The sequence below is a fragment of the Nonomuraea sp. AD125B genome (assembly GCF_041402765.1).
Taxonomy (GTDB): domain Bacteria; phylum Actinomycetota; class Actinomycetes; order Streptosporangiales; family Streptosporangiaceae; genus Nonomuraea; species Nonomuraea bangladeshensis.
In genome coordinates, this window is record NZ_JBGLOU010000004.1 from 251,599 (window position 1) to 265,497 (window position 13,899).

The 13,899-nt window shown below is 71.8% G+C and carries 16 protein-coding genes and 1 tRNA gene; 5 read left to right on the forward strand and 12 right to left on the reverse strand.

What is annotated here, in order from left to right:
- Nucleotides 1-6: 6 nt before the first annotated feature.
- On the reverse strand, nucleotides 7-528 hold the full coding sequence (locus ACBR40_RS13050; RefSeq protein ID WP_344213857.1) for a bacterial proteasome activator family protein: 522 nt from the start codon (nucleotides 526-528) through the stop codon (nucleotides 7-9).
- A gap of 5 nt (nucleotides 529-533) precedes the next feature.
- Nucleotides 534-1,490, reverse strand: coding sequence for an NAD(P)H-quinone oxidoreductase (locus ACBR40_RS13055; protein ID WP_371248812.1), 957 nt, complete (start codon nucleotides 1,488-1,490; stop codon nucleotides 534-536).
- A gap of 114 nt (nucleotides 1,491-1,604) precedes the next feature.
- On the opposite strand from ACBR40_RS13055, the gene ACBR40_RS13060 reads away from it, so the two are divergent.
- Nucleotides 1,605-3,920, forward strand: coding sequence for an AAA family ATPase (locus ACBR40_RS13060; protein WP_371248813.1), 2,316 nt, complete (start codon nucleotides 1,605-1,607; stop codon nucleotides 3,918-3,920).
- A 1-nt stretch (nucleotide 3,921) separates the two neighbouring features.
- Here the strand turns inward: ACBR40_RS13060 and ACBR40_RS13065 are convergent.
- Nucleotides 3,922-4,008, reverse strand: a tRNA-Ser gene (locus ACBR40_RS13065).
- A 51-nt stretch (nucleotides 4,009-4,059) separates the two neighbouring features.
- On the opposite strand from ACBR40_RS13065, the gene ACBR40_RS13070 reads away from it, so the two are divergent.
- Nucleotides 4,060-4,380, forward strand: coding sequence for an STAS domain-containing protein (locus ACBR40_RS13070; RefSeq protein WP_371248814.1), 321 nt, complete (start codon nucleotides 4,060-4,062; stop codon nucleotides 4,378-4,380).
- On the opposite strand, the gene ACBR40_RS13075 is transcribed toward ACBR40_RS13070, so the two are convergent.
- Genes ACBR40_RS13075 through ACBR40_RS13100 form a run of 6 tightly spaced genes read right to left on the reverse strand, consistent with a single transcriptional unit; the run spans nucleotide 4,330 to nucleotide 8,952 of the window.
- Nucleotides 4,330-5,214: an NUDIX domain-containing protein gene (locus tag ACBR40_RS13075; RefSeq protein ID WP_371248815.1), complete on the reverse strand. Its 885-nt coding sequence runs from the start codon at nucleotides 5,212-5,214 to the stop codon at nucleotides 4,330-4,332. The two genes, ACBR40_RS13070 and ACBR40_RS13075, sit on opposite strands and share 51 nt — an antisense overlap.
- Before the next feature lie 12 nt (nucleotides 5,215-5,226).
- The gene (locus tag ACBR40_RS13080) at nucleotides 5,227-5,961 is read right to left on the reverse strand and encodes a M15 family metallopeptidase (protein WP_371248816.1); all 735 of its coding nucleotides are present in this window, start codon (nucleotides 5,959-5,961) and stop codon (nucleotides 5,227-5,229) included.
- Between the two features lie 29 nt (nucleotides 5,962-5,990).
- Nucleotides 5,991-6,467, reverse strand: a complete 477-nt coding sequence (locus ACBR40_RS13085; RefSeq protein ID WP_371248817.1) for a universal stress protein — start codon at nucleotides 6,465-6,467, stop codon at nucleotides 5,991-5,993.
- Nucleotides 6,468-6,479: 12 nt separating this feature from the next.
- Nucleotides 6,480-6,716 (reverse strand): hypothetical protein, encoded by a 237-nt coding sequence (locus ACBR40_RS13090; RefSeq protein WP_329588187.1) that lies wholly within the window; start codon nucleotides 6,714-6,716, stop codon nucleotides 6,480-6,482.
- Entirely contained in the window at nucleotides 6,713-7,147 is a 435-nt protein-coding gene (locus ACBR40_RS13095; protein ID WP_371248818.1) for a hypothetical protein, read from the reverse strand. The genes ACBR40_RS13090 and ACBR40_RS13095 overlap by 4 nt, the downstream gene beginning before the upstream one ends.
- Nucleotides 7,144-8,952 carry an MDR family MFS transporter gene (locus ACBR40_RS13100; protein ID WP_371248819.1) on the reverse strand — a complete coding sequence of 603 codons (1,809 nt, stop codon included), beginning with the start codon at nucleotides 8,950-8,952 and terminating at the stop codon, nucleotides 7,144-7,146. The genes ACBR40_RS13095 and ACBR40_RS13100 overlap by 4 nt, the downstream gene beginning before the upstream one ends.
- 109 nt (nucleotides 8,953-9,061) lie before the next feature.
- On the opposite strand from ACBR40_RS13100, the gene ACBR40_RS13105 reads away from it, so the two are divergent.
- The 3 genes from ACBR40_RS13105 to ACBR40_RS13115 all read left to right on the forward strand — a co-directional run bounded on the left by ACBR40_RS13105 (nucleotide 9,062) and on the right by ACBR40_RS13115 (nucleotide 12,181).
- A complete protein-coding gene (locus tag ACBR40_RS13105) occupies nucleotides 9,062-9,640 on the forward strand; it encodes a TetR/AcrR family transcriptional regulator (RefSeq protein ID WP_371248820.1) in 579 nt (192 codons plus the stop codon).
- 138 nt (nucleotides 9,641-9,778) lie between these two features.
- Nucleotides 9,779-11,092, forward strand: coding sequence for a glycoside hydrolase family 6 protein (locus ACBR40_RS13110; protein WP_371248821.1), 1,314 nt, complete (start codon nucleotides 9,779-9,781; stop codon nucleotides 11,090-11,092).
- Between the two features lie 108 nt (nucleotides 11,093-11,200).
- Nucleotides 11,201-12,181 (forward strand): LLM class flavin-dependent oxidoreductase, encoded by a 981-nt coding sequence (locus ACBR40_RS13115; protein ID WP_364460925.1) that lies wholly within the window; start codon nucleotides 11,201-11,203, stop codon nucleotides 12,179-12,181.
- A 9-nt stretch (nucleotides 12,182-12,190) separates the two neighbouring features.
- Here ACBR40_RS13115 and ACBR40_RS13120 read toward each other — a convergent pair whose 3' ends face one another.
- From ACBR40_RS13120 to ACBR40_RS13130, 3 genes are all read right to left on the reverse strand, one after another.
- Nucleotides 12,191-12,655, reverse strand: a complete 465-nt coding sequence (locus ACBR40_RS13120; RefSeq protein ID WP_344213832.1) for a hypothetical protein — start codon at nucleotides 12,653-12,655, stop codon at nucleotides 12,191-12,193.
- Nucleotides 12,639-13,406: a PAS domain S-box protein gene (locus ACBR40_RS13125; protein ID WP_344213830.1), complete on the reverse strand. Its 768-nt coding sequence runs from the start codon at nucleotides 13,404-13,406 to the stop codon at nucleotides 12,639-12,641. The genes ACBR40_RS13120 and ACBR40_RS13125 overlap by 17 nt, the downstream gene beginning before the upstream one ends.
- 70 nt (nucleotides 13,407-13,476) lie before the next feature.
- On the reverse strand, nucleotides 13,477-13,881 hold the full coding sequence (locus ACBR40_RS13130) for a hypothetical protein (RefSeq protein WP_371248822.1): 405 nt from the start codon (nucleotides 13,879-13,881) through the stop codon (nucleotides 13,477-13,479).
- Nucleotides 13,882-13,899: the final 18 nt, after the last annotated feature.

Here is a 13,899-nt window from a genome sequence, read left to right on the forward strand (position 1 = left end):
AAACGGCTACAGGTAGGGGCCGGAACCCCCGTGGGGACGCCCGGACTCGTCCATCGACTGCGGCACGCCGGGCAGCGCCCTGCGCATCTGCTCAAGCTGCGCACGGGCCGCCATCTGCTGCGCGAACAGCGTGGTCTGGATGCCGTGGAACAGCCCTTCGAGCCAGCCGACCAGCTGGGCGTGCGCGATGCGCAGCTCGGCCTCGCTCGGCGGGGCGCCGGTGTCGTCCGTGAACGGCAGCGACAACCGCTCAAGCTCCTCCACCAGCTCCGGTGCCAGGCCGTCCTCCAGCTCCTTGATCGAGGAGGCGTGGATGTCCTTCAGCCGCTTGCGGCTGGCCTCGTCGAGAGGAGCCGCGCGCACCTCCTCCAGAAGCTGGCGGATCATGCTGCCGATGCGCATCACCTTCGCCGGCTGCTCGACCAGCTGGGTGACCGAACGGTCCTCTTCGCTGCTATCGCCCTGACCTCCCTGGAAGTCGGGGCCCACCACCACGATGTGAGGGGTGTTGTTGTCCTCAGCGTTCATAACACTCACCGTACTAGCAGGATCTTGCCGACGTGCTCCCCGGAATCCAACATACGGTGCGCTTCGGCAGCATCGGACATGGGGACTTCCGCGTACACGACCGGGCGCACCGCACCCCCCGTGACCAGCGGCCACACGTTCTCGACGACGCTGCGGACGATCGCGCCCTTCTCGTCCACCGGCCGGGCGCGGAGCGTGGTGCCGTGCACGGAGGCGCGCTTGGCCATGAGGGCGCCGAGGTTGATCTCGGCCTTGCTGCCGCCCTGGAGCGCGATGATCACCAGCCGGCCGCCGGTGCGCAGGACCTTGAGGTTCCCCGCGAGGTATTTCGCCCCCATGATGTCGAGGATGACGTCGGCCTCGACCCTCTCGGCGAAGTCCTCCTCGCGGTAGTTGACGACCTCGTCCGCGCCGAGCCTGCGCACCCTCTCGGCCTTCTCCGCGCTGCCGACGGTGGCGACCACGTGGGAGCCGAGCGCCTTGGCGAGCTGGACGGCGAACGTGCCGATGCCGCTGGCCCCGCCGTGCACCAGCAGCGTCTCGCCCCTGCGCAGCCGGGCCAGCATGAAGACGTTGGACCAGACCGTGCAGGCGACCTCCGGCAGCCCGGCGGCCTCCTTGAGCGGGACGCCCTCGGGCGCCGGCATGACCTGCTGCCACGGCACCGCTACGCGCTCGGCGTAACCGCCGCCGCCGAGCAGCGCGCACACCTCGTCGCCGGGCTTGAACTGCTCGACGTCCGCGCCGACCTCGGCGACCACGCCCGAGACCTCCAGCCCCGGGTACGGCGGCGCCCCCGGCGGCGGGTCGTAGTGGCCGCCCCGCTGCAGGACGTCGGCACGATTGAGCGCCGAGGCGGTGACGTCGATGAGCACGTCCCCCCGCCCGACCTCGGGGTCGGGCACCTCGCGCCACTCCAGCACCTCCGGCCCGCCGGGCCGGGTGATCTCAATGGCTCGCATGCGATCCACGGTAGCCGGGCAAAGAAGTTGTGGGTTGGTGGGCTGGACCGGTTGCCAGCGCGTTAACCTGCAAGGTATTTGCTGCCCCTTTAGACCCACCCGAGGGGGAACACGGTGGCAAGACACGATCGAGAGGAATCTCTCGAGGAACAGCTGGCCTGGCTTGACGCGATCAAGGAGAGCGACGAGACCCCGGTCACCGTCGGCGCCTCGGCCGCGGCTGCCGACGAGCCGGTCTCGCCGTACCCCAAGGACCCGTGGTCGCTGGTCCCCGCGCAGCCCGACACCCCGGCGCCGACGCTGTTCCGCGCGGCCGCCGACTCCGTCGCGGCCGCCGAGCCCGCCGCGGACGCCGATGCCGGATGGCTCGGGGACGCGGCCACCACGGACATCACCCGCGAGGCCCTGCGCGAGATCAACCGGGACCAGCCGCCCGCGCCCGCTGTGGACGACCCGTTCCACGCGCCGCTCAAGCCGCTGCCGCGGTCCGAGGACACCGAGGCGTACGGGCTGACGTTCACGCCGTCCGCCGAGCCGGCCCAGCCGCCCGCGGCGGACAGGCCCGAGGAAGGACGCCAGGACGAGCCCGAGGACCGGCGGGCGGACGAGACCTGGCCGCCGGCCGACTGGTCGCGGCCGTCGGAGCCGGGCGGATGGCGGCGGGGGGCGTTCGAGGAGCCCGCGCGGGCCGAGGAGCCCGCGCAGGAGGAGCAGCCGGAGCCCTGGGCCGCCACCCAGCCCAGGAACGAGCCCCCGAAGTGGGGCCAGCCCGACTCAGGGCCTCAACCGGAGCCTCACGCCGCGTTCGGCGCCGAGCTCAGTGGCGCCGATGCCGGCGCCGGCTCCCGCATCGACTCCCGCATCGACTTCCACGGCGACTCCCGCGCCGGCTCACGTTCCGAGTCCCGTGGAGACTCCCGCGCCGGCTCGCCGGCGGGGTCCCCCGGCGAGGCCGCGGTCTCGCCGTCCCCCGGCGACCGGCCCGCGGATCCCGTCGCCGGCCTCCCCAAGGACAAGCCCACCTCGCAGGCGGACACGCCCGAGGCCGCCGAGCATCGCACGGAGCGGCCCCACGAGCTCGCGACCTACGAGCAGGAGCTGCCCCTCCCCGAGCCGGCCCGTCCCGAGCTGGCCCGTCCCGAGCCGGCCCGTCCCGAGCTGGCCCGTCCCGAGCTGGCCCGTCCCGAGCTGGCCCGTCCCGAGCCGGCCCGTCCCGAGTCGGCTCGCCCCGACCCGCTCAAGCCCGGCGCGTTCGGACCCGAGCCGTCCCGCTCAGAGCCCTCCAGCGCGGAGCCGCCCGGCGGCGAGCGCGCGGCGAGCGAGCCCAGCGGGGCCGAGCCGCCTGGGAGCGCCCCGCTCCAGCGGCAGGACCGCCCCCAGTGGACCGAGCAGCAGGAGTGGCGGCCGGCCGAACGCGACATCCCGCCCGTCGTCCGCCGCCGCCCGGCCCCCGTCCCCGTGTTCACCTCGCCGCCCCGCCCGCCGGTGACCGGCCGCCCGACCGCCGACAGCCTCGACCCCGAGACCCTGCTCCGCGGCCGGCGCAACGCCCCGTCCAAGGGCTGGCGGCGCCTGGTCTACAAGGCGTCCGGCGGCTGGATCAAGCCGGGCGAGCCGCCGGAGGTCCGCCGCCGCCGCGAGCTGATGAACCGCGCCCGCACCCCGGTCACCACCGGCCACCACCGGGTGGCCGTGCTGAGCCTGAAGGGCGGCGTGGGCAAGACCACGACCACCGTCGGCCTCGGCGCCACGCTGGCCCAGGTGCGCGGCGACCGCGTCATCGCCGTCGACGCCAACCCCGACCGGGGCACGCTGTCCGACAAGCTGGTGCTGGAGACCTCGGCCACCGTGCGCGACCTGCTCAACGAACGCGACCAGGTCAAGCGCTACGTCGACATCAGGGCGTTCACCTCGCAGGCGCCGTCCCGGCTGGAGGTGCTGGCCTCCGACCGCGACCCGTCGGTGTCGGAGGCGTTCAGCGGGGCCGACTACCAGGCCGTCTCGCAGGTGCTGGAGAACTTCTACTCGATCTGCATCACCGACTGCGGCACCGGCCTGCTCCACTCGGCGATGGGCGGCGTGCTCGGGCTGGCCGACCAGATCGTGCTGGTCAGCTCCCCGTCGGTGGACGGCGCGCGGGCGGCCTCGGCCACGCTCGACTGGCTGGAGGCCCACCACTACGGCGATCTGGTGAAGAACGCGACGGTGGTGCTGTGCAGTGTCAGGCCGCGGTCGAAGTCGGCGGTGGACATCCAGAAGCTGGAGGCCCACTTCGCGGCCCGATGCCGGGCCGTGGTGCAGGTGCCGTACGACCCGCATCTGGAGGAGGGCGCGGAGATCGACCTCGACCGGCTCCAGGACAGCACGCGCGAGGCCTACCTCAAGCTCGCCGCGCACGTGGGCGACGGATTCGCCGCCCTGAGGGAGTGAGCGGAGGGTGTGGGATTCGAACCCACGAGGCCATCGCTGACCTGGCCGCTTTCAAGGCGGCTGCACTCGTCCACTATGCGAACCCTCCTGTGCGGAAACCACGATAGCGGCTGTGATGAGGCCGGTGTACGTTCAGGAGGTGGCGGATCTCGACGTCGAGGTGGAGCGCGGCGGCCCCCACGCGCGCGTCCACGTGATCGGCGAGCTCGACAAGCTCACCGCGCCGTTGTTGAAGGAGAGCCTGACCGCGCTCTTCGCCGAGGGCAGGGTGGACGTCGTCGTTGACGCGAGCCTGCTCGACTTCTGCGATTCGAGCGGCCTGTGGGCGCTGGTGGAGCATCAGCGCCGGGTCGCGGCCCACGCCGGCTCGCTGACCCTGGTGGGCGTGCACGGCGTCCTGGAGCGGGTGTTAGAGGTGACCGGGCTCAAGGCCGTCTTCGACGGCGTGGTGCCGGCCTAGCTGCGACAGCAGCCATTTCGGGCCCGCGCTCTCGGCGCCCAGCTCGCCCACCCGCTGCCGCAGCCCCCGGTCGGCGGTGACGACGAGCACCCGCTCCCAGGGCCTGGCCTGGCGTACGACCTCGACGATCGTGTCGTCGCCGCTGCCCACTGCGGGCACCACCTGCACGCCGGGCGGGCCGGGCACGTCCTTGGCCGCCCCTTCGACGATCGCGACCACCTTCGGGAACCACTGCGCCAGCACCGGATGCCGCAGACCTTGCCCGGCGACGTCCTCCAGCAGTCGCGCGGCGGCCCCGGCCCGGTCGCGCCACCAGCCGTGCTCGGCCCGCGCGCCGACGATGTTGGCGACGTCGAGGACGACCGTCTCCGGCTGGAGCATCCCCTGGACGGTGCCCCAGGTGGCGGCGAAGCCCGGATGCAGCTCGCGTGCGGCGATCTCGGGCAGGGCGACCCAGCGCAGCTCGGTGCTCTCCTGGTTGGCGGGGGCGGCGGCCAGCAGCTCGGCCGTCTCGGCGATCACCGTCTCGAACGCCCACCCGCCGTGGTCGTCGAGGTAGACGCCCTGCACCCGCAGCTCGTCGGCGCCGAGCGCGGCCTCCTCGCGGGCCTCGCGCAGCGCCGAGGCGACGGCGTCCTCGTGGCTGTCGCGGGCGCCGCCCGGCAGCCCCCAGGTGCCGCCGTGGTGGCTCCACCAGACCCGTTTCTGCATGAGGACGTACGGTGTGCCGGCGGGGTCGTGGTGCACGAGGAGGAGCCCCGAGGCTCCGTGCAGCCCCCAGTGCCGATGGCCCTGAGCGCACTCGATCCAGCCGTCGCCGTCGTTAGCCGCCATGGCGTGATTGTGTCAGCCTCCGCCCTTGGAGAAGTGCTGGAGGTCCTTGGTGCCGGACCAGTAGCCGCCCCACTCCCAGCCGACCTGCGCGAATGCCTTCACGACCTTGTCGCCGGGATTGATCACACCTTTGCCCTTCATCGGGCGCTCGGTGAACTTTTCGGCATTTTTGTGCGCCGTGCTGCCACTTGCGGTGACATATGGGTTCTCGCGGGGATTGACGTCGATCGCCTTGCCGTAGGCGTGGTTCGACCAGTTGCTGGACCCGGTCGCCCGGCGGCAGTTGAAGGCCGAGGTGTTGTCGGCCTCGATCGAGGCGTAGTCGTCGGCCTTGAAGGCGTCCACGAGCTTCATCTGCCTGATGGGCCAGCGCCATCCGTACAGCTTCCTGAAGACCGTCACGATGTCGTCGGTGACGCTCTTGTGCACCACGAGCTCGCCGGTGTGCGGCTTGTTGTCGAACCCCCAGTACGACAGCGTCACCAGCCGCAGGTCCCGGTAGTGGACCGGACAGCCGGGCCGCCACGAGTAGGGCAGGCGGTCGCGCGCGACGGCGGTCACCTTCGCCGCGAACGCGGGCGGCGCGGTGGAACTCGGCGTCGCCGTGGGCGAGGCCGTGGGCGACGCCGGGGCCGACGGCGAGCTCGCGGGCGGCTCCGGCGAGGGAGCGGACGATGCGACGGGCGGCGTCGCACCGCACGACACGGTCGTGAGGGCCACGAACGCCATGGCGACAGCACGCTTCATCCAGCCACCATATGCGACGTCTTGCCAGGTCAGGGGACTATCAGCACAGTACGGCGAGCCCGTTTCGCCAGCGCGCCCGCCACCGACCCGAACAGGGAGTGCCGCGATCGTCCCACCACGATGGCGTCGGCCATGTAGGAGCCGGCCAGGGCTTCCAGCTCGCGGGCCGCGTCGCCCCGGACGCTGACGAACCGCCACGGCACGCCGCTGCCCCTCAGCTCGTCCTTGAGGTCCTCGGTGAGGTCGGCCGCGGAGTCGGGGATGATGGGCGAGCCGGCGAAGAACCACAGGCTCGCGCTGTTCAGCGACTCGACGAAGACGACGAGCAGCGAGGCGTTGTCCCTGCGGGCCAGGCCGGCCGCGTACGCGAGCGCGTTGCGACTCGGCCCGGACCCGTCGAACCCCACCACCAGCAGGCCCGCGCCGTCCTTGCCGATCTCGAACGCCCCGTCGGGGAGCCTGCCTGCCAGCGGCTCCCAGCGGGGGTCGACGTCACCGCCGGACACGGCGCTCTCGCGTCAGCTCTCGGCGTGCTTGCCGCGGCGCGCCAGCTCGCGCAGCGCGTCGGCGGCGTAGACGACGAGGGCGACGAACGCGATGCCGATGAGGCCGCCGCCGACCCACAGGTCGTTGACGGTCGCGTCGGCGTACTCGGCGCCCCTCGGCTGGTAGCCGACCGCGAACGGGGCCGCGACCAGCCACAGGCCGCCCAGGAACAGCACGACCAGGGCGCCTACGCCCAGCTTCGCCTTCATCGGTTCTCCTCCATTCCGACCAGGGTGGTCCTGCCGTTCTGCCGGTGCTCGCCGCCGGCGCGGTCGCTCCGGTTCAGGTCCTCGCGAAGGGCCTCGACGAGCGGGGCGAGCAGGGCCGCCAGCTCGGCCGAGGACGCCTGCGGCGGCGCGGCCGGGACGATCTCGGGCTCGGGCTCGGGCTCGACCCGGCGCGGCTTCACGACCACGGCGCCGCGCACGACCAGCTCCTCGTGGATGGCGAGGGCGAAGCTGATCGCGCCGGCGAGCCCCACGACGGCCACGCCGAGACCGGTCCAGAACTCGGAGGTGGTGATGTCGGTCCAGTCACGGTTCTCCGGCTGGCTGCCGAGGGCCCAGGGGGCGATCATCAGCCACAGCCCGGCCAGCACGGCCAGGATGGAGGCGACGGCGCCCACGAACTTGCGAATCATTGGGGGATTCCTCCTGTGACGAGGTCTTTCTGGGCCGGCGTGGCCTGCGCGAGCAGCGCGCGCGAGGTCGGGCGCAGCACGGTCTGCGCCACCGATCTGGCGCGCTCGCGTTCGGACCTGGCGTCCTCGGGCGCCATCCTGGCGACCGCGGTGAGCAGGGCGGACGGCTCGCCGTTGGACCGCTCGACCCGCTGGGCCACGAGCTCCAGCAGCAGCCCGGCGAGGACGAGGTCGTCCTTGCTGAGCGGCTGCGGCTCGGCGGGCGGCGTGGTGGAGCCGCGCAGCGGCAGCTCCTTGAGGAAGAGCGTGGCGAGGAAGCCGAGCAGCGCGATGGGCACGCCCACCATGAACACGGTCTCCAGGCCGCGGGTGAACGCCTCCAGCACGATGTTCTTGACCGGACCCGGCAGCGCCTGGATGGCGTCGGGGCTGCCGAGCTTGATGTCCCCGCCGCCGCGGACCTTGATGCCGGCCTCCGCGATCAGCGTGGTCATCTCGTCCTTGAGCCGGCCCGTCAGGATGGCGCCGAACGCGGCCACGCCGACGGCGCCGCCCAGCGAGCGGAAGAACGACACGCCGGACGTGGTCGAGGCCATGTCCCGCAGCTCGGAGCCGTTCTGCGCGGCGAGGATGAGCATCTGCATGGAAAGGCCCAGCCCGACGCCGAGCACGGCGACGTCGAAGCCGATGAGCCATTCGCTGGAGTCGACGTGCAGCCGCGACAGCATGAACAGCCCGACGGCCACGATGAGCAGGCCGGCGACGGGGAAGATCTTCCACTTGCCGGTGTTGGTGACGATCTTGCCGGAGATGACGCCGGACAGGAACAGCGCCACGACCATGGGCAGCGTCATCAGACCGGAGTTCGTCGGGCTCATGCCCTTGACGATCTGCAGGTACTGGGGCAGGTAGATCATCGCGCCGAACATCGCCATGCCGACGAAGAGCGAGGCGAGGCTGGTCAGCACGAACGTCGGGTTACGGAACAGCCGAGGCGGCAGGATCGGGTTCCTGGCCGTCCGCTCGGAGAGCACCGACAGCGCCAGCATGAGCAGGGCCGTCGCGGCCAGGAAGTACGTCCAGAACGAGTTCCACTCGAACTCGTTGCCGCCGAGCGTGAGCAGCAGCATGAGCGCGCTCGCGCTGGCCGTGATGGTGGTCGCGCCCCAGATGTCGATGGAGGTGTTGCGCTTGACCGGCGGCAGCCGCAGCACCTTCTGGATGACGACGAACGCCACCGCCGCGAACGGCACCACGACGTAGAAGCACCAACGCCAGCCGAGCCAGTCGGCGTCCACGATGAACCCGCCGAGCAGCGGTCCGGCGACCGTCGAGATGCCGAAGACCGCTCCCATGTAGCCGGAGTACCGGCCGCGCTCGCGGGGCGAGACGATGTCCCCCAGGATCACCTGGGACAGCGCCGACAAACCACCCACACCCAGGCCCTGCACGGCACGGGCGGCGATGAGCTGTCCCATGTCCTGCGAGAGGCCCGCCACCAAGGACGCCGACACGAACAGTCCCAGCGCCGTCTGGAAGAGCAGCTTGCGCCCGAACAGGTCGGACAGCTTGCCCCACAGCGGCGTGGAGACCGTCATCGTCAGCATGGTGGCGCTGGCCACCCATGAGTACTGGTCCTGACCGCCGAGCTCCCCCACGATCGTCGGCAGAGCCGTGCCCACCACCGAGGTCGAGATCATCGACGTGAGCATCGCGAGCATCAGCCCGGACATGACCTCGAGGATCTCGCGGTGGGTGTAGGTCCGCTTCGCGGGAGGAGCTGCGGCGTGAGCTTGGGCTACCAAGACACCACATCCCCTTCATACCGTTTTTACCCGACGCGAGTATACGCATGTTTACTTGCCGCGCGGCAAGCGGGGGTCAGCACACCCTCACGTGAGTAGAGTGCGGGGCATGGAGGCCCAGGTGACCGAGAGCCAGGCGACCGAGAGCAGGACGCGCGGGCGCGAGGCCACGCGCGAGCGCATCCTGCAGGCGGCGCGCACGCTGTTCGGGGAGCAGGGATACGAGCAGGTGACGGTCCGCATGATCGCCGCCGCCGCCGACGCGAACATCGCGCTGGTCGGCCGCTACTTCGGCTCCAAGGCCGGCCTGTTCGCCGCGGTCCTGGAGGGCGAGCCCACCATCGACTGGCTGCTCGAAGGCGGGCGCGCGGAGCTGCCGCGCCGGCTGGCCGAGTACGCCGCCGAGCGCATGCGCCGCCCCCCGGACAGCCCGATCCTGCGTGCGCTCGAACGTTCGGCCCGCCATCCCGAGATCGTGGACGTGGGCCGCGAACGTCTGATCACCGCGGTGCTCCAGCCGTTGCAGGCCCGGCTCGGCGGCGGTCCCGACGCGCTGGCGCGGGCCCGCATGGCCACCGCCGTCGTCCTCGGCGTGGGCGCCACGCGCCGCCGCCTCGGTCCCTCGGTCCCCACGGAGCGCGACGTGGACCGGCTCACGGCGGTCTTCCGCGCCTGCCTGGAGGAGTGAAAGTTTCACCTTTCGCGCCCGGTCTGGCCTGCGGAGACGTGCCCGCGATCGGTCGGAGGTCTTTGAGGCGGCGTGAACGGCTACCTAGCATCCGTGGTGCCGGTGGGAGCGCTCCCACACAACCAACGGAGTGATCGCATGTCTCGCAGAAGGCCCGTGCTCGCGGCGTTCCTCACGGCGGCCGCCATGGCCGCGGCCGGGGCGGTCGTCCTGTCCTCGTCCACCGCCCAGGCCGCCGACTCCGCTTTCTACGTCGACCCCCAGACCAACGCCGCCAAGTGGGTGGCCGCCAACCCGGGCGACAGCCGCACCCCCGTCATCAGGGACCGCATCGCCGCCGTGCCGCAGGGCCGCTGGTTCGCCAGCTACAACCCGTCCACCGTGCGCAGCCAGGTCGACGCCTACGTCGGCGCCGCCGCCTCGGCCGGCAAGACCCCCATCATGGTCGTGTACGCCATGCCCAACCGCGACTGCGGCGGCGCGAGCGCCGGCGGCGCCCCCGACCACTCCTCCTACCGGGCCTGGATCGACCAGATCGCGCTCGGCCTGGCCGGCCGCCCGGCCACCGTCATCCTGGAGCCCGACGCCCTGGCCATCATGACCAACTGCATGAACGCCTCCGAGCAGGCCCAGGTCAAGGCGTCCATGGCGTACGCGGGCAAGAAGCTGCGCGGCCAGGCCAAGGTCTACTTCGACATCGGCCACGACGCCTGGCTGTCGGCCTCCGAGGCCGCCTCCCGGCTCAACGGCGCCGACGTCGCGAACAGCGCCGACGGCATCGCGCTCAACACCTCCAACTACCGCTCGACGCCCGGCCTGGTGTCGTACGCGAAGAGCGTGATCTCCGCGACCGGCGTCTCCCGGCTCAAGGCCGTCATCGACACCAGCCGCAACGGCAACGGCCCGTCCGGCAGCGAGTGGTGCGACCCGGGCGGCCGCGCCACCGGCACCTGGAGCACCACGAACACCGGCGACTCCGCGATCGACGCCTTCCTCTGGGTCAAGCCGCCCGGCGAGGCGGACGGGTGCATCGCGGCGGCCGGGCAGTTCGTGCCGCAGCGGGCGTACGATCTCGCCATGGCGGCCCCGCCGCCCACGGACGGCCCGACCCCGACCGTGACCCCCACGGACACTCCCACCAACGGCCCCTCCGGCTGCACCGCCACGTACCGGATCGCCAGCCAGTGGCAGGGCGGCTATCAAGGTGAGGTCGCCGTCAAGAACACCGGCTCGTCGGCGATCTCCGGCTGGCGGGTGGGCTTCACGCTGCCGAACGGCCAGACCATCACCCAGCTCTGGAACGGCAACCTCTCCGGCTCCAGCGCCGTCACCGTCACCAACCTGTCCTGGAACGGCAGCCTGTCCGCCGGCGCCGGGACGACGTTCGGCTTCCTGGTCAACTCCAGCGGCCAGAACACCACCCCGTCGCAGGTGACCTGCACCGCGTCCTGACCGTCGCCCCGCCGGGCCCCACGCCTCGGGGCCCGGCGGGGCGGCTGAAATATCCGCGCCCTCGTCGCTGTTGCAGAAAGCCAGATCATCGACGAAAGGCGCTCACCCATGGCTTTGCCGCTGTCCATCCTCGATCTGGCGCACATCGGCGACGGCGAGACGGCCGCGGACAGCTTCGCCGCCAGCGTCACCCTGGCGCAGCGCGCGGAGGAGCTGGGCTACCGCCGCGTCTGGTACGCCGAGCACCACAACATGGACAGCATCGCCTCCTCGGCGACCAGCGTGCTCATCGCCCACATCGCCGCTCACACCCGGACGATCCGGCTCGGCGCGGGCGGCGTCATGCTCCCGAACCACTCGCCGCTGACGATCGCCGAGCAGTTCGGCACCCTTGAGACCCTGCACCCGGGCCGCATCGACCTCGGCCTCGGCCGCGCCCCCGGCAGCGACCAGAACACCATGCGCGCCCTGCGCCGCACCCCGTCGTCCGCCGACACGTTCCCGCAGGACGTGCTGGAGCTCCAGGGCTACCTGACCGGCGAGACCCGCATCCCCGGCGTCCACGCCACCCCGGGCAAGGGCACGAACGTGCCGCTGTACATCCTCGGCTCCTCCCTGTTCGGGGCGCAGCTCGCCGCCATGCTCGGGCTGCCGTACGCCTTCGCCTCGCACTTCGCGCCGGCGGCGCTGGAGGAGGCGGTCACCGTCTACCGCACCGAGTTCAAGCCGTCCGCGCAGCTCGACCGGCCGTACGTGATCGCCGCGCTCAACGTCATCGCCGCCGACACCGGCGAGGAGGCGCGCGAGCAGTTCCTGGAGGCCAAGCGGCTGCGGGTGAGCAGGTTCCTCGGGCGGGGCCGTACGTTCACGCCGGAGGAGGCGGACATGATCCTCGAATCGCCCGCCGGGCAGCAGCTCCTGCAGATGATGAAGTACACGGCGGTCGGCGACCAGGCCGAGGTCAAGGAGTATGTGGACCGCTTCGCCGAGCACGCGCGCGCCGACGAGCTGATCGTCGCCTTCTCCGCCCCCGACCGGAAGCTGTGGCTGCGTTCGGCCGAGCTGCTGGCGCAGGCGTACGAGCTCTGACGCCCTTCCTCAGTCCTCCGGGCGCGGGCGCTGCAGGTTGACCGCGTAGGGGCCGGTGGCCTCCGAGACCGGCGCGGGCGTCAGCCCGGCCGCGACGAGCTGCGTGCGCAGCGCGACGACCGTGCGCTCCAGGGCGCGGATCTGCGCCTGAAGGCGGCGGATGTGGTCGCGCATCGCGGTGGAGCTGCTCTGCTCGGCCAGCAGGTCGGCGCCGAGCCGCGTCGCCTGGCTCTGCACGCGCTCCATCTGCCGCTCCATCTGGCTCAGCGCGTCCTCGTAGATGATCTTCGCGCGGGTGAACGCCTCCGCGTCCACCTTGGAACGCTCCAGCTCCGCCTGCCGCTCGGCCTGCATCAACGCGGTCTGCTGAGTCTTCCTGTTGGCGTCCGTCGCGGACTTGAACGCGAGATAGGCCACCCCGAGGGGGACCACCCCGATGGCGATCTGGGTGAGCACGTCAGCGATCCCGGACACCACGGCCTCCCCCCAAGGCCCGGATCACGCCGGTGTAGGTGATGCCGTCGTCGGTGTGCCAGGCGTTGACCGTCAGCGAGATCGGGAACTCGGTGCCGTCGCGGCGCAGCCCCATCAGCGGGATGATCTCGCCGGAAAGGTCGGATCTGCCCTTGGCGCGGACCCGGGCCAGCCCCTCGTCGTGCCGCGCCCGGTAGCGGTCGGGCATGAGCGCCGTCAGCGGGCGGCCGACGGCCTCGTCCGTGCTCCAGCCGAACATCCTCTTGGCCTGGGGGTTCCACGACAGGATGGTGCCGGCGTCGTCGGCGACGACGATGGCGGCCCCGCCGGACACCGGCACCCGGGTCAGGTGCGCCGCCTCCGGCCAGGTGGCGATCAGTGCGATCCAGCCGCCGAAGGCCAGCCAGACCGCCCCCGTCACCCAGCCGCGCGGGTTCTGCCCGGTGATGGTGGAGGACAGGAAGATCAGGCCGTACATCAGCAGCAGGGCGGTGGCCGCGGCGAAGGCGATCCTGTCGGACCGCATGAACGTCTGCACCAGGCACAACACGCCGACCGCGAACCAGGCGGCGGCCCAGACGGACAGCGGGGCGAGCCCGGCCAGGATGGTGAAGGCGGGCATGGTGCGCTGCTCGGGCTCGGCGAACACCAGCGAAGCGCCGATCACCAGGCTGAGCAGCCCGACGAAGACCAGCGACGCCCCGCGCCGCCCGATTCTGCGCACCAGCCGCGCCGCCAGGTCGTCACCCACAGTGGTGATACTAATCCAGATAGTTAGCAATGGGATGGCATGATTTACCTTTCGGCTTTCCAATTTCCGGCTAGGTTGTCCTTAACCTGTCGGCCCGCCGGACGATCGGCACATAACCACCTCTGGCCCGGCCGTCCGCCGCGAGCCCCGCCCAGTCGTGCGCGACGTCCCGCCGGTCCACCACCGCGATCACCGCGCCGCCGGCCCGCTCCACGTGGCCGAGCCAGGCGAAACGCCCGTCGGCCTCGTCGAGGTGCGTGATCCCCTCCACCAGGAGCCGGAACCTCCCCGGCCCCTCGACCAGGGCGAAGGTCACGCCGGGCGTGAGCACGAAGCCCGAACACGTCGCCGGCCTGCCGTCGCCGACCAGCCGGAACCGGGGAAGCTGGACGACGGGCGCGGCCGCTCTGAGCACCATCGTGGGCACGGCGCCGCCGAGACAACAGGCATCCTCGCGCGGGACACAGGCGGGCACTCCCCGAGTATGCCAGCT